This is a genomic window from Guyparkeria sp. WRN-7, assembly GCF_001641825.1.
Lineage (GTDB): Bacteria > Pseudomonadota > Gammaproteobacteria > Halothiobacillales > Halothiobacillaceae > Guyparkeria.
Window position 1 is genome coordinate 76446 of sequence record NZ_LRFH01000002.1, and the last position, 22844, is coordinate 99289.

A 22844-nucleotide genomic window follows, 5' to 3' on the forward strand; every position below is an offset into this window, starting at 1 on the left:
TATCTTTTCTACGTCGCGATAACTCCGGATGGCAGCGTGACGTGGACACGTAACGCCATCCCCCGCTGGCTCACCACACGGTACCGCTCCATGCTTCCCAAACTCGTACGTCCGATCGCCCGGGCCAATCGCCCTGGGCTGCCCCTGATGGCGATCGCATTGCTGCTCGCGCCGACGTTGGCGGCACAGGCGCAATCCGGCGGGCAGAAACCGCCCCCGCCCAAGGTGCCGGTGATCACGGTCGAGACGGCAGACGCGGCGGTCCACAAGGAGTATCCGGGGCGGACCGAGGCCAACCGGCACGTCGAGGTGCGTGCCCAGGTCGATGGCATTCTCGAGAGTCGCGAGTACACCGAGGGCGCGCGGGTCGAAAAAGGCGATCCGCTGTTCCGCATCGACGCCCGCCCCTATGAAGCGGCGGTACACGAGGCCGAGGCGGATCTGGCCGCCGCGCGGGCTACCCTTGCCGCGGCGCGGCGCGACTGGCGCCGGATCGACTCCCTGTTCGATCGCGGCGTGGCCAGTGAGAAGCAGCGCGATGACGCCCGCTCGGCGCTGGAAACCGCGCAGGCCGGCGTGAAGGTGGCCGAGGCCCAGCTGGAATCGGCCCAGGTCGATCTCGACTACACCACGGTCTCGGCACCGATTCCCGGCATCGCCGGTCGACGCGCGGTCGCCGCCGGCAACCTGATCGAGGTGGGTGACCGGCTGGTGAGCCTGGACGAGATCGATCCGATCCAGATCGTGCTCTCCTACCCGCTCGACGACCCGTTCGCCGACAGCCAGGCACTCAACCCGACCCCCGACCGTCCGACTCCGGCCGAGGTGGTCGGGATCACCGGCCCGGATGGGCAGCCCCTGGCGGGCAAGCTCGACTATCGCACCGCCGCCATCGACGAGCAGACCAACTCGATTCGGCTGCGCGGGGTGTTCGCCAACCCCGGCGACGTCTTGCGCCCCAACCGCTATGTCCGGGTCCGCATCCGGGTGGCCACGGTCAGCGACGCGATCATCGTGCCGGAAACCGCGATCGGCACCGGGCCGGAGCCCGGCAGCACCGTGATCTACGTCGTCGGCGAGGACGGTACCGCCCAGCAGAAACGCGTTCAGCTCGGGCCGATGAGTGACCAGGGCCGCATCGTCGAATCCGGCCTGTCCGCCGGTGAGCGCCTCGTGATCGACGGCCTGCTCAAGGTGCGCCCGGGCGCGCCGGTCAATCCGCAGACCCCGAGCGACGAGACCAGCGGCTGAGCCCCGTCCGTCGAGCCACCCTGCCCGCCGTGACACGCTTCATCACGGGCCCGGAGACCAACGATGTTCTCGAAATTCTTCATCGACCGCCCCATCTTCTCGACGGTTCTCGCGATCGTGATCATGATCGCCGGTGGTGCCGCGTTCACGGGCCTGCCGGTCGAGCAGTACCCGAAGATCGTGCCGCCCGAGGTCGAGGTCCAGGCCACCTACGCCGGCGCCGATGCCGCGACCATCGCCGAGTCGGTCGCCGCCCCGCTCGAACAGGCGATCAACGGTGTCGACGACATGCTCTACATGACCTCGGGCAGCTCGGACGCCGGCACCATGAACCTCTCGATCACCTTCGCGACCGGCACCGACCCGGACCAGGCGGCGATCGACGTCAACAACCGCGTCCAGCGCGCCCTCCCGCAGCTGCCCCAAGAGGTGCGCGACCAGGGCGTGGTGGTCAACAAGAAAAGCAGCGCCCTGCTGATGGTGATCACCCTGCTCTCGGAGAACGAGCAGTTCGACACCAAGTTCCTCAGCAACTACGGCCTGATCAACATCCTCGATTCGCTCAAGCGCGTCGACGGCATCGGTGACGCCCGTCTGTTCGGTGCGCAGGACTACTCCATCCGGGTCTGGTTCGATCCGGCCAAGCTGGCCCACTTCGGCCTGACGCAGGACGACATCGCCACCGCCATTCGCGAGCAGAACGCCCAGTTCGCCGCCGGCAAGTTCAACGCCTCGCCCAACAAGGCGGGCGAAGCCTTCACCTACACCATCAGTGCCGAGGGGCGGTTCTCCGAGGTCGAGGAATTCGAGGACATCATCCTCGCGGCGGGCGGCGACGGCGGCACGCTGCGCCTCAAGGACGTCGCCCGGGTGGAGCTGGGCACCAAGACCTACGGCTTCAACGCAACCTACAACGGCAAGCCCACCGTGCCGATGGGCCTGTACCTCGCCCCGGGCGCGAACGCGCTGGAGACCGTCGACCAGGTCCGCGAGCAGATGAAGCAGCTCGCCGAGCGCTTCCCCGGCGACATGGACTACCGGATCCCGCTCGACACGACCGACTTCGTCCGCATCTCGATCAAGGAGGTTCTGAAGACCTTCGTCGAGGCCCTGGTGCTGGTGGTGCTGGTGATCTTCGTCTTCCTGCAGAAGCCGCGCGCGACCATCGTGCCGCTGGTGGCCATTCCGGTGGCGCTGATCGGTGCGCTGGCCGGCCTGTTCCTCAGTGGCATGTCGATCAACCTGCTGACGCTGTTCGGCTTCGTGCTCGCCATCGGCATCGTGGTGGACGACGCGATCATCGTGATCGAGAACGTCGAGCGACTGATGCGCGAGGAGGGGCTCAAGGCCCGCGAGGCCTCGATCAAGGCGATGGAACAGGTCACCGGCCCGATCGTCGCCACCACGCTGGTGCTGCTGGCCGTGTTCGTACCGGTCGCCTTCATCCCCGGACTGGCCGGCGAGATGTACCGCCAGTTCGCCGTGGCGCTGTCGATCTCGGTAGTGCTCTCCGGGGTGGTTGCCCTGACCCTCACCCCGTCGATGACCGCCCTGCTCCTGAAGAATCACAAGGAGAGGCAGCCTTCCCTGCCGTTCCGCGTGTTCAACCGCGGCTTCGACGCCTTCCGCGACGGCTACATGAAGCTGGTGCACTTCTTCCTCGTGGCCTGGCCGATCGGCCTGCTGGTATTTGCCGGCGTCGTCGTCGCCGCGGTGCTGATGCTCCGGAGCACGCCGACCGGCCTGGTACCCGAAGAAGACCCGGGCTACTTCATCTCGGCGATCAATCTCGATCCGGCCGCGAGTCTCGAACGTACCGGCGAGGTGCGCGACGAGTATTCCGAGCGGGTGCGCCAGAACCCCGACGTACACATGCAGGTGGCCTTCGCTGGCTACGACCTCCTGGCCGGTACCCAGCGTTCCTACAAGGGGGTGGCGTTCACGCGCCTGAAGGACTGGTCGGAGCGGCCGGATGACGATCAGAGCGTGCAGGCGGCGGTCGGCAAGGCGATGGGGGCCGGCGCCCAGATCGAGGAGGCGTTCATCATGTCGTTCGTGCCGCCGCCGATCCGCGGCATGTCGACCACCGGTGGCTTCGAGGCCTACCTGCAGCAGCGCGGATCGGCAGACGTCAAGGCCCTCGCCCAGGCGACCAACGCCCTGGTGGCCGCGGCCAATCAGCGCCCGGAACTGGCCGGCGTACGCAGTACCTTCGTCGACAACACGCCGCAGTTCCGTATCGACGTCGACCGCGAGGAGGCCTACGCGCTCGACGTGCCGGTCGCCGCGATCTTCCGCACCATGCAGGGCACCTTCGGCACCCGTTACGTCAACGACTTCACCCTGTTCGGCCGCAACTTTCAGGTGAATCTCGCCGCCGAGGCCGAACACCGCGCCGAACCACAGGACCTGGAACAAGTGTTCGTCCGCGGCGGCAACGACCAGCTGGTGCCGATCAGTTCGGTGGTGTCGCTGACCCGCACCACTGGCGCCGACGTGATCAACCGCTTCAACATCTTCCCCGCGGCCAAGATCATGGGCCAGCCCGCACCGGGCTACTCCTCGGGCCAGGCGCTCGATGCGATGCAGGCGGTGGTCGACGAGACGCTGGGTGGCGGCGACTACACCATCGGTTGGGTGGGCTCGGCCTTTCAGGAACTGAGCTCGGGCTCGGCCGGCTCGATCGCCTTCCTGCTGGGCGTGATCATGGTCTTCCTGATCCTGGCGGCGCAGTACGAACGCTGGTCCTTGCCATTCGCGGTGATCACCGCCGTGCCCTTCGCGGTGCTCGGCGCGCTGATCGCCATCTGGATACGCGACCTGAACATCGACATCTACTTCCAGGTGGGGCTACTGGTACTGATCGCCATGTCGGCGAAGAACGCCATCCTGGTAGTCGAGTTCGCCTCCAAGATGCACACGCAGGACGGTCTGTCGATCAAGGAGGCCGCGCTCAAGGCCGCACGTATCCGCTTCCGTCCGGTGATCATGACGTCGATGGCCTTCATCCTCGGCGTGTTGCCGCTGGCGCTCGCCACCGGGGCCGGTGAAGCGGCGCGCAACTCGCTCGGCACGCCAATCGTCGGCGGCATGATCCTCGCGACCTACGTGGCTATCCTCTTCATACCGATGTTCTTCGAGCTGCTGCAGACGACCAGCGAGAAGGTGTTCGGACGACGCCGAAAGGGGCTGGAAACGTAAAGGAGGGAGCGCGATGTCGATGGCCGCGTATTGGGAAGCGATCGCCCCGCTGGGCCGTTCGTCCCTGAGCGTTTCTCTCCGCGGTGATGCGAGCGGCATTCAGCGCATGCGGGTCGAGGCTGGAAACGCCGGCGAGCCACATCCCGACGCGGCAATGGCATGGACCGACGTGATCGCCGCCCTCGCCGCCTGGCCCGGGTCGGAAACGAGCCCCCGGGACTGGACACGGCACCCAGCCTTTCCACGTGGGGGCACTGCCTTTCAGCGTGCGGTCTGGAGCGCCCTGTGCGAGCTCGCGCCTGGTGAGACGGTAGGCTACGGGGAACTGGCACGGCGCGTCGGCCGCCCGCGGGCGGCGCGTGCCATCGGCCAGGCCGTCGGCGCCAATCCGTGGGCACCGCTGGTGCCCTGCCACCGCGTGCTGGCCGGGGACGGTTCGCTGGGTGGCTATGCGGGAGGTACCGCCGTCAAGGCAGCCTTGCTGGCCGTGGAAGGCGTCGCGGCCCGTCCCGACTAGTCGGACTCGCTCTGCGTGGGGCGGCGCCGGGACCCGGCCCGCTCGTCCAGTTGCGCCCAGTGGGCCATCCGTTCGGCGATGGTGCGCTCCAGCCCCCGATCGACCGGGCGATAGAAGCGCTCGCCCGCGAGGCCCTCGGGGAGATAGGTTTCCCCGGCGGCATACGCGTCGGGCTCGTCGTGAGCATAGCGATAGCCCTTGCCCCAACCTTCGCGCTCCATCAACGAGGTAGGCGCATTGCGCAGGTGCATCGGCACCGGGTCGGTACCGCGCCGCTTCACCGTGGCGAGGATGGCGTTGTGCGCGTTGTAGACGGCATTGCTCTTGGGCGCTACCGCCAGGTACATGGCGGCCTGCGTCAGCATCAGCTCGCCTTCCGGGATCCCCAGCCGGTCGTAGGCGGTCCAGGCATCCAGCGCCACGTTCAATGCGCGCGGGTCGGCATTACCGATGTCCTCCGAGGCGATCCGTACCAGCCGGCGGGCCAGATAGGCCGGATCCGCCCCACCATCCAGCATGCGCAACAGCCAGTAGGCGCCGGCATCCGGGTTGGAACCGCGGATCGCCTTGTGCATCGCCGATATCTGGTCGTAGAACTCGTCACCGCCCTGATCGAATCGTCGCGGTGACTGCGACATCAGCGCCTCCAGCGTGGCGTCATCCACCCGCCGCGATGCGCCGTCGTCGGTCTCGTGCGCCAGCTGGGCTGCCAGTTCGAGCAATGTCAGCAGGCGTCGGGCATCGCCGTCGGCAGCGGCCACCAGACGATCCGCGATCTCCGGCGCCATCGTCAGGCCCTGCCCGCCGGTGGTCTCACGCACCCCCTCGGGATGCTCGAGTGCCCGCTGCAGCAACGCCTTCAACGCCTCATCGCCCAGGGATTCGAGTCGATAGACCCGCAGCCGCGACAGCAAGGCGTTATTGAGCGAGAACGACGGATTCTCTGTGGTCGCGCCAACCAGCACCAGGACGCCGCGCTCTACCGACGGCAGCAGCTGATCCTGCTGGGATTTGTTGAAGCGATGGATCTCGTCGAGAAACAGTACGGTCAGGCGGCCGGTCGCCTGCCGCCGGGAGCGCGCGCCCTCGATCACGCCGCGGAGTTCACGCACCCCCGCCTCGACCGCGGACAGATGCACGATCTCCGCCTGAAGCCGTTCGGCATACAGCCGGGCGAGCGTGGTCTTGCCGACTCCTGGCGGCCCCCACAGCAGGCAGGAATGCGCCTGCCCCTTGTCCATGGCCACTCGCAACGGCGCATCGTCGCCGACCACCCGGACCTGACCGGCAAAATCCGACAGATCCCGCGGGCGCAGGCGATCGGCCAACGGTCGATACGCGTTGGACGGTTCCGACGGCTTGGGTTCGGGAGCGCTTTCGTCGCTGCCGAACAGGTCATTCTGCGGAGGCGTGCCGGCGTTCATGCCGAATCAGCGCACGCCCGGCGGCTGGGTGGCTTCCACCACGTCGACGCCCTCCGGGGCATCGAAGCGGAAACGGCTCTCGTCCACCGGCTGGTTGTATTCGCGCGCATCGAATGCCACACGGGTGGTCTGATCGAGCTGATCGATAAAGCGCATCTCGACCACGCCGCGGTCGTCGACACCCAGCAGCACCTCGCGAAAGTCCCCGGTCTCACCGCGCGGGCGCAACGCAAACCAGGCCAGCGGCCCATCGCTTTCGAGCGCGCGGATGCGAAATACCTGGTCGACCGGGCGCTCTCCCATCAGGATCGCGATCGGTGCGCCCTGCGTGGCCTCCAGCGGGGACCGAGTCGCCTGACGCAGATCGGGCTCGTAGACCCACAGCACGTCGTCGCTGGCGATCAGCTCCTGGACGTAGGGTTTCTCGTAGCGCCAGTAGAAGCGCCCTGGCCGATCGAGAACGAAATGGCCACTGGACTCGCGGCGCAGGCTGCCCTCGGCATCCCGACGTTCCTGAACGAAATCGGCGGCAAAGGTATCGATGGCTGACAGTTGCTCGACCAGCGCATCGACGCTATGCGGCGTTTCGGCCTTTGCCGGGGTCGCGAACAGGCCGGTGACGATCAGAACGAAGGCGGCGAATCGACGGAATGTTCGGAAGCTCATGAGGGGGAACCTATACGTTGCGAGGCATGTTCGATGCGCGGACGGGCGCCGGGTTCCATACCGGGCACCGAATGTGACGTCGGTCAGCGTGGCGGGGGCGGTGCCAGGACCTCGCGGCTGCCATTGGCACCCAGCTCGCCAACGACGCCGTCGGCCTCCATCTGCTCGACAAGGCGGGCCGAACGGTTGTAGCCGATCTTGAGACGGCGCTGGACATAGGAGATCGACGCCTTGCGCGACTCGGTCACGATGGCGACGGCCTGGTCGTAGAGTTCGTCGACCTCCTCGCCGTCGGCGCGTACCGGCTTTTCACCCGGCAGCGTCACGTTGGCAGCGGTTGCCTCCGAGAGCACCTCGTCGACGTATTCGGGCTCGCCGAGCGTCTTGAGCGCCTCGACCACCCGGTGGACCTCCTCGTCGTCGACGAACGCGCCATGCACCCGCATGGGCATGCCGCTGCCGGGCGGCAGGTAGAGCATGTCGCCGTGGCCGAGCAGGTGCTCTGCCCCCATCTGGTCGAGGATGGTGCGCGAATCGACCTTCGAGGAGACCTGGAAGGCGATGCGTGTCGGGATATTGGCCTTGATCAGGCCGGTGATCACGTCCACCGACGGCCGTTGCGTCGCCAGGATCAGGTGGATGCCTGCCGCACGGGCCTTCTGTGCCAGGCGCGCGATCAGCTCTTCGACCTTCTTGCCGACCACCATCATCATGTCGGCGAATTCGTCGACGACAATCACCAGATACGGCATCGGTTCGAGGGTCGGCGGCGGCTGATCCGGATCGAACGCCTGGGCATGATCGTAGAACGGATCCTTGATCGGCTCGCCGCGGGCGATCGCCTCGCGAATCTTCTCGTTGGCACCGGCGATGTTGCGCACGCCCAGCTTTGCCATCAATCGGTAACGGCGTTCCATCTCGCCGACCGCCCAACGCAGGGCGTTGGACGCCTCCTTCATGTCGGTGACGACCGGTGCCAGCAGGTGGCTGATGCCCTCGTAGACCGACAGCTCCAGCATCTTCGGGTCGATGAGAATCAGCCGGACTTCTTCCGCCGTGGCCTTGTAGAGCAGGCTCAGGATCATGGCGTTGACGCCCACCGACTTGCCCGAGCCGGTGGTGCCGGCGACCAGCAGGTGCGGCATGCGCGAGAGATCGGCCATGATCGGCTCGCCACCGATGTCCTTGCCCAGCGCCACGGTCAGCGGCGAGCGTGCCTCGCGGTAACGGCGCGACTCGAGCAGCTCACGCAACGCAATGATTTCCCGGGAGGTATTGGGGATCTCGAGACCGACGGTCGACTTGCCGGGGATCACCTCAACCACCCGAACCGAGACGATCGAGAGTGCCCGAGCAAGATCCTTGGCCAGATTGGAGATCTGGCTCACCTTCACGCCCGGCGCCGGCTGCAGCTCGAAGCGCGTGATGACCGGTCCCGGATGGGCGGCGACCACCTCAACGGACACGCCGAACTCCGACAAGCGTGCTTCGATCACTTCGGACATGCGCTGCAGATCATCTTTGTCGAAGCCACTGCTCTGTTGCACCGGCCGATCGAGAAGCTCCAGGATCGGCTTGCCGTCTGCTGTTCCCAGTTCCGGTTGCGGCGGCTTGCCTGCCGGTGTCTTCTTCGGTGCAGCCTTGGGGGGCGTCTTGGCTGGAGCGGGTTTCGTCGGTGCCGGCTTCGCCACCGGCGGATCCACCTTCGGCTCCTGCTTACGGCGTCGCTGTTCGACCTCCGCATAGCTCGCCCCGACCTCGGGGATCGGCTTCGCGCCGGTCTTGCGCGACCAGGGCATGCGTTTGGCTACCCAACCGCCGGCGGCGCGCAGGCCTTCCCACGCCCGGATCAACAGCGCGCCGATCAGGTCGAACAAGGCGAACCAGGACAGGCCCGTGGTTGCCGAGATACCCAGCATGCCCAGCCCCAGCAGGACCAGAGTGCTGCCGAGCGCACCGAGCAGACGCACCATGCCCTCGGCCAGTACCAGACCCACGACCCCGCCCGCGGACAGGCCATCCGGCGAGGAAAACGGGGCATGATTGATCGCGGCCAGCACGCTTACGCACAGCACCAGCAGCAATGCACCGAGCCATTGAACCGCGAACGGCAGATCCGCCCAGGGCAGCCCCTGTCGTGCGCGACGGAAGGTGCGCCACAAGAGCGGCAGCAGGGCCGGCACCACCATGTAGGCGCCGAGCCCGACCAGGTAGCGTGACGCATCCGCCACCCAGGCTCCGACCAGCCCCGCGGCATTCTGCACCTGCCCGCCGGTCACGCTGAAACCCGGGTCACTGGGGACGTAACTCAGCAGTGCCAGCAGGTATACGCCAAGCATCAGCGACACGACCAGCAGCGCAAGCTCCAACAGGGCAAGCTGGGGACGGAAGATCGCGGGCTTGGTCATTCCGGGCATTTCTGGCCGCCTATCCTTAACTTAGTCAATGGCTTATTGCGCATTCCTAGAGTGATGCGTCGAGTGGGATGATACCCGACCTGCCGGCGGTCACCAAGGTCGCTTCAGAGCCACCATCCCTTGACCGCGCACGGCGTTGGCTATCATCGTTCTAGCGACTTCATCATCGCGCATCCGTTCCATTAAGAGGTCATCAATGAGCAACGAACCCGATTTCTGGCGAGAGAATCTGACCGAGGAGCAGTACCGCGTCTGCCGCTTGGGCGGCACCGAAGCGCCGTGGTCCGGGGCCCTGAACGACGAAAAGCGCCCGGGGCGCTTCGATTGCGTCTGCTGCGGCCAACCCTTGTTCGTCAGCGACAGCAAATTCGATTCGGGTTCGGGCTGGCCCAGCTTCTTCCGCCCGGTGGACGACCAGGCCGTGATCGAGCGACGGGATACCAGCCACGGCATGATTCGCACCGAGGTGCTGTGCTCCGGCTGCCAGGCCCACCTTGGCCACGTCTTTGAAGACGGGCCGGACCCGACCGGCTTGCGTTACTGCATCAACAGCATCTGCCTGGCCTTCCATCCGGACGAGGAGCAGCCGGCTACTTGACCACCCGCAGGCTCGGGCCGCCCTTGCCGCCGCCACCACCGCTCGGTGGCGGATCGTCATCCGGCCCCTCACCACGGTCCTTCGACTTGTCGTCGCCGCGCGGTTCGGATTTGTCGTTACCGTCCTCCCCACCGGGCACCGCCCGAAGCTGCGGGCGTCCCTTGCGACCCTCGCCAGGTGCCACGGATGGCGCCGAGCTCATGTCATCGTCCTGCGGGAAGGTTTCTTCCGGTTCGTCGGCGAAGGTCGCACCCTGCCCGGAATCCCGATCGACGATCGCGCGGATGGCATGCATCGGTACGTAGATCTGCTCCGGCTGCCCGGCGAAGCGGGCCTCGAAGGAGATACCGACGCGGTCCATGTGAAAATCGCGAACCGCGTTCGGCCCGACGTTCAACTGGATGTGGCCATCCTCGACGAAGTTCGTCGGGACCATGACGCCCTCGGCATCGGCATTGACGACCAGGTGAGGGACATGGCCCTGATCGACGATCCAGTCGTAGAAGGCAGGTACGAGGTAGGGGCGCTTGGACAGCATGATCAGGCTTCGCGCATCTCGCGTTCGACTTCGGTGAGGCTCGCCTGGAAGGTCGGCCGGCTGAAGACGCGATCCATGTAGTCGAGGATCGGCTTGGCGTTGGGACCGCTGAGCTCGATGCCGTATTTCGGCAGGTACCACAGCAGTGCGGCAAGCGTGACATCGGCCAGCGAGAATTCCTCGCTCATGAAGAACGGCATTGCCGAAAAGATCGGGGCGGCCGAGAGCAGGCTTTCCTTGAGCTGTTTGCGGGCCCGCGCCACGGTCTTCTCGCCGCGCTCGAACTCCGGCAGAAGGCCATACCAGTCGTTCTCGATCCGATAGAGCGCGGTGCGCACCTTGGCGCGGCTGACCGGGTCGACCGGCATCAGGGGCGGATGCGGAAAGCGCTCGTCGAGGTACTCCATGATCACGCGGGCGTTGGTCAGCACCAAGTCACGATCAGCGAGGACCGGAACGGTGCCCTCGGGCGACAGGTCGTAGAAGTCTTCCGGCGGTTCCTGCTCGGACAGGTCGATGATCTCGGCGGTCAGTTCCTTTTCCGCGAGGACAATCCGGGTGCGGTGACAATCCGGCGAATCCGGGCTAGTGAACAAGGTCATGACCGAACGACGATTGACGGTCGCCATTGGCGCCTCCCGTGATGCAAAGGTTTAAAACGCCATGATAACAAAAACCCGGCCTCAAGGCCGGGTTTCGGGGCAATCTGACCGCCCTGCGGGGCGGCCTAGAGGGCGCATCAGTGCTTGATGTCGCGCCAGTATTCCTTCTTCAGCAGATACATGATCAGGGTGAAGAGGAACAGGAACGCCAGCACGTACGGCCCGTAGTGGGCCCGCAACAGCGCGGCCGGCTCGGCCATGTAGACCATGAACGCGGTCAGGTCACGCATCTCCTGCTCGAACTCCTCCTCGCTCATGGTGCCGGGGCGTTCCGGCGACTCCAGGTCGACCAGCACCTGCCTGGCATCCTCGCCCTCGCCCCGGGTCTCGTAGACAGGCTGCAGCAGGCCCTGCTGGGCGGCCATGACATGCGGCATGCCCACGCCCGGGAAGACCGCGTTGTTCACGCCCCAGAGCGCATCGGGGTCCTCGTAGAACGTGGTCAGGTAGGTGTACAGCCAGTCGCCGCCGCGCACACGGGCCACCAGGGTCAGGTCCGGCGGCACGATGCCGAAGGTCTTGTTGGCATAGTCCTCGGGCATGCGGGTCTGGATGGTGTCGCCCGGCTTGCTGGTCTCGCTGGGCATCAGCATGGCGAGCTGCTCGTCGGTCAGACCGAGATCCTCGCCGATCCGGCCGAAACGCATCATCTTCGCGCTGTGGCAGGTCGAGCAGCTTTGCATGAAGGTCTGCGCGCCCCGGAACAGCGATGCCTCGTCACCAAGATCGACTTCGGCATCCTTGAGCGGATAGCTGCTGCCGGCGGCCTTGGCGTTGGGTGCGGCCAGCAGACCGATGAGGAACAGGAAAAAGGTCAGTCGGATCATTGCAGGCGCTCCGGCACGGGCTTGGTACGTTCACGACGGCTGATGAAGAACAGCGCGATGAAGAAGCCGAAGTAGACGGCGGACAGCAGCTGGGCTGAAAGCGTGCCGAGCGGCGTCGGCGGCTGGGTTCCCAGGTAGCCCAGGCCGATGAACGCGGCCGCGAAGGCGAACAGGTTCACCTTGAACGCGGTCGAGCGGTAGCGGATCGACCGGGTGCGGTTGCGATCCAGCCACGGCAGCACGAACAGGATCAGGATGGCGACGGTCATCGCCACGACGCCGAGGAACTTGTCCGGAACGGCTCGCAGGATCGCGTAATGCGGCGCGAAGTACCACACCGGCGCGATGTGCTCTGGGGTCTTCAGCGGATCGGCCGGGGTGAAGTTCGGGTGCTCCAGGAACAGGCCGCCGCCGTCGGGCCAGTAGAACAGCACCACGGCGAAGATGAACATGAACACGCCCAGCCCGAACAGGTCCTTCACCGTGTAGTACGGGTGGAACGGAATCCCGTCGACCGGCTTGCCGTGCTCGTCCTTTTTCTCCTTGATGTCCACGCCATCCGGGTTGTTCGAACCCACTTCGTGCAGCGCCATGATGTGGCCGCCGATCAGGAACAGCAGCACCAGCGGCAGCGCGATCACGTGCAGGGCGAAAAAGCGGTTCAGGGTCGCATCCGAGACGACGAAGTCACCGCGGATCCACTGCGCCAGGTCCGGACCGATGACCGGAATCGAGGTGAACAGCGAGATGATCACCTGCGCGCCCCAGTAGGACATCTGGCCCCACGGCAGCAGATAGCCCATGAAGGCCTCGGCCATCAGCACCAGCAGGATCAGGACACCGAAGATCCAGATCAGCTCGCGCGGCTTCTTGTAGCTGCCGTACATCATCCCGCGGAAGATGTGCAGGTACACCGCGATGAAGAAGAACGAGGCGCCTGTCGAGTGCAGGTAGCGCAGCAGCCACCCCCATTCGACGTCACGCATGATGTACTCGACCGAGGCGAAGGCGTTCTCGGCCGACGGCTTGTAGCTCATCGTCAGCCAGATGCCGGTGACGATCTGCAGGACGAACACCACCAGCAGCAGCGAGCCGAAGTAGTACCAGAAGTTGAAGTTGTGGGGGACGTAGTACTTCGCCAGGTGCGCATTCCAGAAATGCGACACCGGCAGGCGATCGTCCACCCACTTGCCCAGGCTCTTGATCATGCTGCTTCCTCCTCGGTGCCACCCACGCGGATGACCTGCTCACTCACGTAGGTGTACTGGGGAACCTCCAGGTTGGTCGGCGCCGGCACGCCCTTGTAGACGCGGCCCGACAGGTCGAACTTCGACCCGTGGCAGGGGCAGAAGAAGCCGCCCTTCCAGTCCTCGCCGAGATCTTCCGGGGCGACCTCGGGGCGATAGGTGGGCGCGCAGCCCAGGTGCGTGCACAGGCCGACGATCACCAGGAACTGCTGGTTCTCCTCGCGTGCCCGGTACAGATTGGTCGCGAAGGCCGGTTGCTGGCTTTCCACGGCAGAATCCGGGTCACGCAGCTTGTCGGTCACCTCGGGCAGGGTCTCGAGCATGCGCTCGGTGCGGTGCACCACATAGACGGGCTTGCCGCGCCAGGCCACGGTGGTCATCTGCCCCGGGGCGAGTTTGCCGACGTTCACGTCAACCGGCGCACCGGCCGCCTGGGCCTTGGCGCTCGGCTGGAACGAGCTCAGAAACGGCACGGCGGCAAAGCCGACGCCCACCGCGCCCACCGCCGTCGCCGCGCCGGTCAGGAACCGGCGCCGTGCCGGGTTGGAGGGAGAATCAGCCATTGTTACGTCGTACTCCTGGAGTTTGTCCGTCAATCGATCGCACCGGGAAGACGGGATCCCGGGCATTCGTGTTGCTGACACGCATCGTTGGCTTCCCTGCGCCCGGCGAAAAAACACCCGGACAGTCCCGGGTCGCGTATGGGCAACATCGATGCACAGCATCTGCCATTTTTACGGCCGGGCTAGTTTAGACATCTGGCCCCGACCGTCAAACAAGCGGGCTTAATACCATCGAACCGAGGTTTTATTAGGTTGGGTAGGCAACTCACCGGTAGCGGGAGCCACTCCCGGCCGGAAGTCAGGCCGGATTGTCGATATCGATGAAGCGGTGCTCGATACCGAATTCCTCCGCAAGGCGCTCGCCGAGCTGACGTACCCCGCCGGTCTCGGTCGCATGGTGACCGGCGGAAACGTACGTGACGCCGGATTCGCGGGCCATGTGGGTGGTGCGCTCGGAGATCTCGCCGGAGATGAAGGCGTCCAGGCCAAGATCGATCGCCTCGCCCAGCATGTCCTGCGCGCCACCGGTACACAGGCCGATGCGCTCGATCGGCCGGTCGGTGGGTCCGACCACCAGCGGCGTACGACCAAGGGCCGATTCCAGCCGTGCGCCCAGTTCCGCACCGGTGCAGGGTGTCTCCAGGCGACCGGCGACGGCCAGCTGTTGATGACCGAAGCGTTCGGTCACGTTCAACCCCACCAGCCCCGCGAGCCAGGCATTGTTGCCGATACCCTCGTGACCATCGAGCGGAAGGTGGTAGCCGACCAGGTTGATGTCGTTGGCCAGCAGGGTCGCGATACGACGCCGCTTCATGCCGGTGATCACCTGCGGTTCGTTCTTCCAGAAATAGCCGTGATGCACCAGCACGGCGTCGGCCTGCGCCTCGACCGCGGCATCGAGCAGGTCCTGGCAGGCGGTCACGCCGGTCACCAGTCGCCGGATCTCGCGTCGCCCCTCGACCTGCAGGCCGTTGGGCGCATAGTCGCGGTAGGACTCGGGTTCGAGCAGCTGCTCGCAATAGTCGAGCAGCGCGCGAATATCGACTGTTTCTGCCATGCATTCCTCCTGATCGTCAGGGGCGAAACCCTAGCACGATCTCCAAGCCGCAGGGTGAGGCGCTTGGTCCGCCCTGCCCCGCGTGTTCCAATGCCGACTTCCTTCGCTGGAGGCCACCGATCCATGCCCAGCCCCACGCCGGCCCGCCTGCTCTCGAGGCGATTCCTGCCCTACTTCTTCACCCAGGCGCTGGGCGCGTTCAACGACAACGCCTTCCGCTTCTCGGTGATGTTCCTGATCACCTACGAGATCAGCGAGGCGGGCAACGGCGAAGTCGACGTGCTGATGAACCTGGCCGCCGGCCTGTTCATCCTGCCGGGACTGATCTTCTCGCCCATGGCCGGCCACTGGACCGACCGGCTCGATCAGGCTCGCCTGGCGCGGGTGCTCAAGTGGACCGAGCTCGGGCTGATGCTCACGGCCGTCGCGGCCTTCTGGTGGCAGAGCATCACGCTGCTGATGCTGCTGGTGTTCCTGATGGGGACCCAATCGGCCTGGTTCGGGCCGTTGAAATACGCCATCGTCCCTCGTCACCTGCCCGCCGACATGCTGATGCGGGCCAATGGCTGGGTGACCGCGAGCACCTTCGCCGCCATCCTGCTAGGCACCTTGACCGGCGGGCTTCTGGCCGCCACCGGCGAACGGGCGACGCTGCTGGCCAGTACGTTGGTGGTCGGCGTGGCCGTGGCCGGGGTGCTCGCCTCCCGCCTGATCCCGTCCGCCCCACCGCCCGGTCGGCTGCCCGACCATGCCGGTCCGATCAAGAGCTGGGTGGCCACCTGGCAGCTCCTGCAGCGCCAACCGTCATCGCTGCGCCAATCGATGTGGCTGATCAGCTGGTTCTGGTTTGTCGGCGCGGGCTACCTGACGCAGTTTCCCCGCTTTGCCGAGGACGTGCTCAATCTGCCGGCGGACGGCGCAACCGGCCTGCTGGCCCTGTTCGCCGTGAGTATCGCCGCTGGCGGGCTGGCGGTCGGTTACCTGGGCGGACGACGCCCGCCGCGGGCGCTGGCACCATTCATGACACTGGGTGTCGCACTGATCGCCATCGATTGGTACCTCGTCGCCTCAGCGGCGGCCCCGACCCTGTGGCGCGTCGGGCTCGATGTGGCACTGACCGGCCTGTGCGCCGGCGGGCTGGTGGTACCGCTGTACAGTCATCTGCAACGCGCCTCTCGCCCCTCTCAGCGTGCCCGGCTGATCGCCGCGCTCAACGTGCAGAACGCGCTGGCAATGGTGGTGAGCAGCGTGATGGGCATGCTGCTGTTCGCCGTGTTCGCGATCGAGCTGCCGACCTTCTTCCTCCTGTTCGGCAGCAGCGGTCTGCTGGTGGCCATCACGCTCTGGTGGCGCTGGGGCGGACTGCACCCGGACGGTCGCTCCCGACGTTGAGCCGGGGTAGCAGCCAAGACGTCAGCCATCGAGACCGACCAGTTCCCAGTCGCCCGCTGCCCGCCCACGGCGCAGACAGACGGCCCGACCACTGAGCAGTTCGCCCGCGCAGTAATCGGCCGCCTCCTCGGCCGCCGACCACCAGCCCGTCTCCACCCGCTCGACCTCCGCCCGGCAACACAGGGGCGCCTCGGGGCGTTGCGTCCCCTCCAGCCACCACAGCGGCCGGAATCGCGCCGCCGACGGCAAGGCCGACAAACCCGGGGCCTCGCCGGCCTCGACCGCTGCCAACCGCGAGCACGACGGCGGCACCAGACCGGGGGTTCGCTGCAACCGGCCGACACCCGAGTCACCCAGCCGGGCCTGGAGGCGATGCCACAACGCCCGTTCGTCACGATCGCGCTCGCCGTCATCGGCAAACAGGCTGCCCTGCCCCGATGACGGCGTCACGAAGCGATCGGCCTCGACACGCAGCCACGTGACCGATCTCATCCCGTCGACGGCTTCCAGACGCAGTCGCAGCTGTTCCAGCCAGAGACGCTCGTCCCGTCCCGGTTCGGCCGTGGCGATCGTCACGTCGGTGGCCGGACCGATCTCGTGCCCCAGCAACACGCGGAACGATGCGGTCACCAGGCGACGGCGTCGCAGGAAATCGGCCAGCCCCACCAGCGGCGCGCGGGCAAGCAGCAGCAGTCGTTCGACCTGCCCCGCCGGGTCCCAGAGGCTGACATCGCGGGCATAACGGGCCGGCAACTCCAGATCGGGCAGCGGCCAGTCCCGTTCGGCGAACAGGCGATCCAGGTCGACGAGCAGGGTCGGGTCGGTGCGCATGCCCAGACCATCCCGCGGCAGGCGTCGGACATCGCCCAGCCGCTTCAGCCCCAGTTCCTCGAAGCGGCCGATCCAGTCCGCGGGCCAGTCGAGCGCGGCCAGCGGCAGACGGCTGACCGCTGCCAGCTGCGTGCGGCGGCCACACAGCCATGGGCCTTCTTCCTCGGGTACGACAGCCGCCAGGGCCCAGGCCGCCCGCGGATGTGGCGCTCCGGCCGCCCGCACCGCCAGGTGATGCTCGGTCAGGGCAGCCATCACGGTCTGCACCAGCGCCTCCAGCCCGCCGAACAGTGCGGCACTGCCACCCAGTTCCAGCAGCAACCCCGGCATGACATCCGCCGGTGGACACGTCACGCGCGAGGTATATGTCCCGGCCCATTCGCCCCACTGCGACAGCCAGTCGATCACCGCCTTCTCGTCGGCGGGGAGACAGCGTAACGGCGTTGCGCCCGTCGTCGCTCCGTCCCGGTGGCGGGAACGGGCGACCGCGAGACTCTGGCCTGGCTCGATACCCAGGGTTGCCGCCGGTCGATTTGCCGCGACGACCCGGGAGCGCCCGGCCTGCTCGACCAGCTGCACGGCCGCCGGTCGGTTCCGCCGGTCATCCTCGGGACAACGGCATTCGAACCAGGCCTCGGGAAAACGCAACGCCAGCCAGAAGGTGTCTTCTCGTGGCGGCGTCTTGGTGGTGGAATCAGTGGCCATGATCACTCCGCAACGTGAATACTGTTCTTTTTTACAGTACACTCAGTCATCCGTTTTCGCTATCGCCGCGCCATGACCGAATCGACACCCCAAAGACCGCTCACGCCCCGCCAGGCCGAGATCCTCGCGTTCATTCGCGACACCATTCACGAGACCGGCATGCCGCCGACCCGGGCGGAGATCAACGCCGCGCTGGGCTTTCGCTCGCCCAATGCCGCCGAGAGCCACCTCAAGGCACTGGCGAAGAAGGGGGTGATCGAACTGCTGGGCGGGCGCTCGCGTGGCATCCGCCTGACCGACGACGGCCACCGCGAGGAACTGGCCGTGGTCGGGCGGATCGCGGCGGGCAGCCCGGTGCTGGCCGCCGAACACGTCGAGACACAGGTCCCGGTCAATCCGTCGCTATTCCAGCCACGGGCGGACTATCTGCTGCGCGTGCGCGGCATGAGCATGCGGGATGCCGGGATCATGGACGGCGACCTGCTCGCGGTGCATCGCACCGAGGAGGTGCGCAACGGTCAGATCGTGGTCGCGCGCCTGGCTGACGAGGTCACGGTCAAGCGCTACCGCCGTCGTGGCGCCAAGGTCTGGCTGATCCCGGAGAACAGCGAGATGACGCCGATCGAGGTCGACCTGAAACGCGAGGAGCTGATCGTCGAGGGACGGGTCGTCGGCGTGTTGCGCACCTTCGACTGAGGGAGGTCACGAGACACCATGGGAGAGCGGGAACTGGACGGCAAGGCGCTCACCGACCTGCTGGCGCGACAGGACATCTGGCGCGGGCGACAGACCCGGCCGGCCGGCGGGCTGGCACAAGACAGCTTCCCCAGCGGATGGTCGGTGCTGGATGAGCTGCTGGGCGGCGGCTGGCCGCGAGACGGACTGGTGGAGCTGTACGCCGACGCCCCGCCCCCTCGACACGACGGACACCCCCTCGATCGGCTCGAGCGCACACCGCTCAGCGGATTTCGTGACTGGTTCCAGGCCTCGCTGGGGTACGGTCTCACCGCCCTGCTACTTCCCTGGATCGCCGAGCTCTCCCGCACCGAGCGGGTGGCGCTGATCAACCCGCCGGCCCGGCCCTGTGCCGAGCGCTGGCAACGCGAGGGCGTGTCGCTGGAAAATCTGCTGCTGGTGAGGCCGCGCGACACGCGCGAGCTGGGCTGGGCCACGGAGGAGGTGCTGCAGGCCGGCATCTATCCGCTGGTATTGAGCTGGCTGCCGCCGTTGGGCTTCGCCCTGCGAAGGCGGCTGAAGCTGGCCGCCGAGTCCGGCCGCAGCTGCCTGGTCACGCCCTACCCGGGTCAACCGGGCAGCACGGCCAGTCCGGCCGGCGTGCAGCTCGCGGTTCGCCGTGGCGAAGGCGGTCTCGTCGTCCGCCGCCACAAGCCCTTTCACCCGGGCGAGGTTCGGCTCAACCTCGCTACCGAATCGCCGGCCCGCTCCGCTGAGCGCAGCGAGTACCCTCCGGCCCTGACCGTCATGGATCGATCGTGACTCAGCGGCCCGTGGCCTGTCGGTAGACAGGCATCATCGAGGGAATCGCGCGCTGCAATGCCTGAATGCGATTGGCGCTGGCCGGGTGCGTGCTGAGCCACTCCGGCGTACCACCACCGCCGTGCGCCTGCATCTTGCGCCATAGCGACACGGACGCGCGCGGGTCGTAGCCGGCACGCGCCGCAAGCAGCAGGCCGACCTCGTCCGCCTCGTATTCCATCCGTCGGCTGAATGGCAGATCGATCGCCACCGTCGCCATCTGCTGCGCCATGGCAGCCGTACGTCCGTCCAGCCCGCCCAGTGCCGAGGCGACCGACAAGCCCATCTGCTGGCTCATGGCCATCGACATCTTCTCGCGCGTGTGCCCGGAGAGCGCGTGGGCAATCTCGTGGCTGATCACCTGGGCCAGTTCGTCGTCGGTGGGGCGCAGCTTGTTCAGCATGCCGGTATTGATGCCCACCTTGCCGCCGGCCAGCGCGAAGGCATTGATGCTCTCGTCATGGAACACTCGGGCCTCCCACGCCCAGCCGGCCGACGCCGGATAGACACGGATCGCCTGCGGCACGATCCGCTGGGTGATCCGGGTCACACGGCGACTCATCGGCGACGAGGCAGGCAACGTGTCCTTTTCGCGCGCCATCTGCGTATAGGCCTGGTAGGCCATCTGGTTGGCCTGCCCTTCCGGCATGATCATCAGCTGGTTCCTTCCGGTGACCGGGTGCGTGGTGCAACCGGCCACGACCGTCAAAACAGCCAACAGGGAAACGACGAGCGGAAAACGCATGGCAGGCGACCTCATTTCGCGGTGTCGAATGTCAGCAGGGCTTCAATAAAAAGACCCCGGCTCACGGGGAGACCGGGGTCATGTGTCTCGGTTCCTGACCGTGACGCCGTGCTAATGACGATCCTAGCCGCCGAGGGCTCGAATCGCCTCGTCCAGCTCGTCGTCGATCATGCTGGACTCGAGATCCACACCCAGCTTTTCGGCGGCCATGATCGGCCGATCGTCCGGCGTGCGGTCAATGCCGCGTGCCTGGGCAATCGCGCAGATCACCACGTCACTGTAATTCGGGTCACCGTCGTGCTGATACCCCAGGTCGCCGCAGTGCTCGATCACCTCGGCGAACATGTCGGGGAAATCCCAGGCCTTGACGATGTTGCCACCCAGGCGTGACTGCAGGCTCTCTACCAGCTCGTTGAGTACCGCCGGCGCTTCCAGCAACTTGGGGATATCCTCGGCGACGACGATCACCGGAATGCCGCCGACGCTGTGCAGCAGCCCGGCCAGCAGTGCCTGGTCGGCATCCAGCTTCGTGTGCCGTTTGGCGATGTGGTTCGACAAGGCCGCCACCTGCGTGGCGAACGCCCAGTGATCCTTCATCACCCGCTTGATCGTCGGCGTGTCGGCTTGGAACAGCTGCTTGGTCGACAAGGAGACGATCAGCTGACTCACCGTACGCATGCCCAGCCGCGAGACGATCTGGGCGAGATTGTCGATGTGCTGGGCGCCCCGATACATCGGGCTGTTCGCCACCTGGATCAGACGGGCCGCAATCGCCGGGTCCTGCGATATCACTTCGACCAGGTCGCTGGCCGAGCTGTTGGGGTCGTCGATCACCCGTCGGGCACGCAGCGCCACGTCGGGCAGCACCGGCAGGGCAATGCCCTTGTCCCGGATCTTGTTGATGATCGCCTGTTCGAGTGCCGGATTGGCCACGTTTTCTTCTCCCTAGAAAGGCGCCATCGCCCCCTTCGGGCGACGGCCGTCACGATCAGTCCGCGAGACGAGTGTACTTCACGCGCTTGGGTTGGTCGGCGGCATCGCCGAGACGCTTGCGCCGATCGGCCTCGTACTCCTGGAAGTTGCCCTCGAAGAACTGCACCGAACCGTCGTCCTCGAAAGCGAGGATATGCGTGGCGATCCGGTCGAGGAACCAGCGATCGTGCGAGATCACCAGTGCCGACCCCGGGAAGTCGAGCAGCGCGGTTTCCAGTGCCCGCAGGGTCTCGACGTCGAGGTCGTTGGTCGGCTCGTCAAGCAGCAGCACGTTGCCACCGGACTTAAGCAGCTTGGCCAGGTGCACGCGGTTGCGCTCACCACCCGACAGGTCCTTCATGAATTTCTGCTGGTCCTGGCCCTTGAAGTTGAAGCGGCCCAGATAGGCACGTGAGGGCATCTCGAACTTGCCGACGGTAATGTAGTCGTAACCGTCCGAAATCTCCTCCCAGACGGTCTTGGTGTCGTCCATGTCCTCACGAGACTGGCCGACATAGGCCAGATCGACACTCTCGCCGATCTCGATATTGCCACCGTCCGGCTGCTCCTCGCCGATCAGCATGCGGAACAGCGTCGACTTGCCCACGCCATTCGGGCCGATGATGCCCACGATGCCGCCCTTGGGCACGGAGAACGACAGCCCCTGGTAGAGCTCGCGGTCGCCGAAGGCCTTGGTGAGGTTTTCTGCCTCGATGACCTTGTCGCCCAGACGCGGGCCGGGCGGAATGTAGATCTCGTTGGTCTCGGAGCGCTTCTGGTACTCCTCGGACTGCAGTTCCTCGAAGCGCTTCATGCGCGCCTTGGATTTGGCCTGGCGACCCTTCGGGTTCTGGCGCACCCACTCGAGTTCCTGCTTCATTGCCTTCTGGTGGGCGGACTCGGCCTTCTCTTCCTGCTCGAGACGCTTCTCCTTGGCCTCCAGCCACTGCGAATAGTTGCCCTCGAACGGGATACCCTGGCCGCGGTCCAGCTCCAGGATCCAGCCGGCAACGTTGTCGAGGAAGTAGCGATCGTGAGTAACCGCGACCACGGTGCCGGAGAACTCCTGCAGGAAGCGCTCCAGCCAGGCGACGGACTCGGCATCCAGGTGGTTGGTCGGCTCGTCGAGGATCAGCATGTCCGGGTTGGACAACAGCAGACGGCACAGGGCGACACGACGGCGCTCGCCACCGGAGAGCTTGGTCACGTCAGCCTCCCACGGCGGCAGACGCAGCGCATCGGCGGCCACCTCGAGCTTGCGGTCGAGATCCCAGCCGCCGCCGGCTTCGATCTTGTCCTGCAGCGTGGACTGCTCCTCCATCAGCGCCTCGAAGTCCGCGTCCGGGTCGGCGAACTGGTTGGAGACCTCGTTGAAGCGCTCAAGTAATTCGGCCATCTCGCCGACACCATCCATGACGTTGCCGCGCACGTCCTTCTCGGGATCGAGGTCCGGCTCCTGCTTCAGGTAACCGATCTTGGTGCCGGGCTGGGGCCGCGCCTCGCCGATGATGTCGGTGTCGACACCGGCCATGATGCGCAGCAGCGTCGACTTGCCGGCGCCGTTGTAGCCGAGCACGCCGATCTTGGCACCGGGGAAGAAGTTGAGATTGATGTCCTTGAGGATGTGCTTCTTCGGCGGGACGACCTTGCCGACGCCGTTCATGGTAAAGATGTATTGAGCCATAGGATTCGTCG

The 22844-nt window shown here is 66.2% G+C and carries 20 protein-coding genes; 7 read left to right on the forward strand and 13 right to left on the reverse strand.

What is annotated here, in order from left to right; genetic code table 11:
• Positions 1-90 precede the first annotated feature (90 nt).
• The 3 genes from AWR35_RS00640 (at position 91) to AWR35_RS00650 (ending at position 4969) form a co-directional block, all read left to right on the forward strand.
• A complete protein-coding gene (locus tag AWR35_RS00640; protein ID WP_058574030.1) occupies positions 91-1251 on the forward strand; it encodes an efflux RND transporter periplasmic adaptor subunit in 1161 nt (386 codons plus the stop codon).
• A 63-nt stretch (positions 1252-1314) separates the two neighbouring features.
• Positions 1315-4452 carry a multidrug efflux RND transporter permease subunit gene (locus AWR35_RS00645; RefSeq protein WP_058574031.1) on the forward strand — a complete coding sequence of 1046 codons (3138 nt, stop codon included), beginning with the start codon at positions 1315-1317 and terminating at the stop codon, positions 4450-4452.
• A 13-nt stretch (positions 4453-4465) separates the two neighbouring features.
• Entirely contained in the window at positions 4466-4969 is a 504-nt protein-coding gene (locus tag AWR35_RS00650) for a methylated-DNA--[protein]-cysteine S-methyltransferase (RefSeq protein ID WP_058574032.1), read from the forward strand.
• On the opposite strand, the gene AWR35_RS00655 is transcribed toward AWR35_RS00650, so the two are convergent.
• From AWR35_RS00655 to AWR35_RS00665, 3 genes are all read right to left on the reverse strand, one after another.
• Complete coding sequence (locus AWR35_RS00655) at positions 4966-6393, reverse strand: replication-associated recombination protein A (RefSeq protein ID WP_082663812.1); 1428 nt, start codon at positions 6391-6393, stop codon at positions 4966-4968. The two genes, AWR35_RS00650 and AWR35_RS00655, sit on opposite strands and share 4 nt — an antisense overlap.
• 6 nt (positions 6394-6399) lie before the next feature.
• Complete coding sequence (gene lolA / locus AWR35_RS00660; protein WP_058574033.1) at positions 6400-7059, reverse strand: outer membrane lipoprotein chaperone LolA; 660 nt, start codon at positions 7057-7059, stop codon at positions 6400-6402.
• Between the two features lie 83 nt (positions 7060-7142).
• Positions 7143-9476 carry a DNA translocase FtsK gene (locus AWR35_RS00665; RefSeq protein ID WP_058574034.1) on the reverse strand — a complete coding sequence of 778 codons (2334 nt, stop codon included), beginning with the start codon at positions 9474-9476 and terminating at the stop codon, positions 7143-7145.
• Between the two features lie 196 nt (positions 9477-9672).
• Here AWR35_RS00665 and msrB point away from each other — a divergent pair, with 196 nt between their 5' ends.
• Complete coding sequence (msrB, locus tag AWR35_RS00670; RefSeq protein ID WP_058574035.1) at positions 9673-10074, forward strand: peptide-methionine (R)-S-oxide reductase MsrB; 402 nt, start codon at positions 9673-9675, stop codon at positions 10072-10074.
• Here the strand turns inward: msrB and AWR35_RS00675 are convergent.
• The 6 genes from AWR35_RS00675 to AWR35_RS00700 form a co-directional block, all read right to left on the reverse strand.
• On the reverse strand, positions 10067-10612 hold the full coding sequence (locus AWR35_RS00675) for a ClpXP protease specificity-enhancing factor SspB (protein WP_066185008.1): 546 nt from the start codon (positions 10610-10612) through the stop codon (positions 10067-10069). The genes msrB and AWR35_RS00675 overlap by 8 nt on opposite strands.
• 2 nt (positions 10613-10614) lie before the next feature.
• The gene (locus tag AWR35_RS00680; protein WP_058574036.1) at positions 10615-11241 is read right to left on the reverse strand and encodes a glutathione S-transferase N-terminal domain-containing protein; all 627 of its coding nucleotides are present in this window, start codon (positions 11239-11241) and stop codon (positions 10615-10617) included.
• 110 nt (positions 11242-11351) lie between these two features.
• A complete protein-coding gene (locus AWR35_RS00685) occupies positions 11352-12101 on the reverse strand; it encodes a cytochrome c1 (RefSeq protein ID WP_058574037.1) in 750 nt (249 codons plus the stop codon).
• Positions 12098-13309 (reverse strand): cytochrome bc complex cytochrome b subunit, encoded by a 1212-nt coding sequence (locus AWR35_RS00690; protein WP_058574038.1) that lies wholly within the window; start codon positions 13307-13309, stop codon positions 12098-12100. The genes AWR35_RS00685 and AWR35_RS00690 overlap by 4 nt, the downstream gene beginning before the upstream one ends.
• Entirely contained in the window at positions 13306-13911 is a 606-nt protein-coding gene (gene petA, locus AWR35_RS00695; protein WP_058574039.1) for a ubiquinol-cytochrome c reductase iron-sulfur subunit, read from the reverse strand. The genes AWR35_RS00690 and petA overlap by 4 nt, the downstream gene beginning before the upstream one ends.
• 298 nt (positions 13912-14209) lie before the next feature.
• The gene (locus AWR35_RS00700; RefSeq protein ID WP_058574040.1) at positions 14210-14968 is read right to left on the reverse strand and encodes a Nif3-like dinuclear metal center hexameric protein; all 759 of its coding nucleotides are present in this window, start codon (positions 14966-14968) and stop codon (positions 14210-14212) included.
• A gap of 123 nt (positions 14969-15091) precedes the next feature.
• Between AWR35_RS00700 and AWR35_RS00705 the strand changes: the two genes are divergently transcribed.
• Positions 15092-16360: an MFS transporter gene (locus AWR35_RS00705; protein WP_058574041.1), complete on the forward strand. Its 1269-nt coding sequence runs from the start codon at positions 15092-15094 to the stop codon at positions 16358-16360.
• Positions 16361-16381: 21 nt separating this feature from the next.
• Here AWR35_RS00705 and AWR35_RS00710 read toward each other — a convergent pair whose 3' ends face one another.
• Entirely contained in the window at positions 16382-17896 is a 1515-nt protein-coding gene (locus AWR35_RS00710; RefSeq protein WP_058574042.1) for a DNA polymerase Y family protein, read from the reverse strand.
• A 72-nt stretch (positions 17897-17968) separates the two neighbouring features.
• Between AWR35_RS00710 and lexA the strand changes: the two genes are divergently transcribed.
• The gene (gene lexA / locus AWR35_RS00715; protein WP_058574043.1) at positions 17969-18592 is read left to right on the forward strand and encodes a transcriptional repressor LexA; all 624 of its coding nucleotides are present in this window, start codon (positions 17969-17971) and stop codon (positions 18590-18592) included.
• A gap of 18 nt (positions 18593-18610) precedes the next feature.
• Entirely contained in the window at positions 18611-19393 is a 783-nt protein-coding gene (locus AWR35_RS00720; RefSeq protein ID WP_058574044.1) for a hypothetical protein, read from the forward strand.
• A 1-nt stretch (position 19394) separates the two neighbouring features.
• Here the strand turns inward: AWR35_RS00720 and AWR35_RS00725 are convergent, their stop codons facing one another.
• From AWR35_RS00725 to ettA, 3 genes are all read right to left on the reverse strand, one after another.
• On the reverse strand, positions 19395-20177 hold the full coding sequence (locus tag AWR35_RS00725; protein ID WP_058574045.1) for a M48 family metallopeptidase: 783 nt from the start codon (positions 20175-20177) through the stop codon (positions 19395-19397).
• 123 nt (positions 20178-20300) lie between these two features.
• Complete coding sequence (locus AWR35_RS00730; RefSeq protein ID WP_058574046.1) at positions 20301-21110, reverse strand: HDOD domain-containing protein; 810 nt, start codon at positions 21108-21110, stop codon at positions 20301-20303.
• A 55-nt stretch (positions 21111-21165) separates the two neighbouring features.
• Entirely contained in the window at positions 21166-22833 is a 1668-nt protein-coding gene (gene ettA, locus AWR35_RS00735; protein ID WP_058574047.1) for an energy-dependent translational throttle protein EttA, read from the reverse strand.
• Positions 22834-22844: the final 11 nt, after the last annotated feature.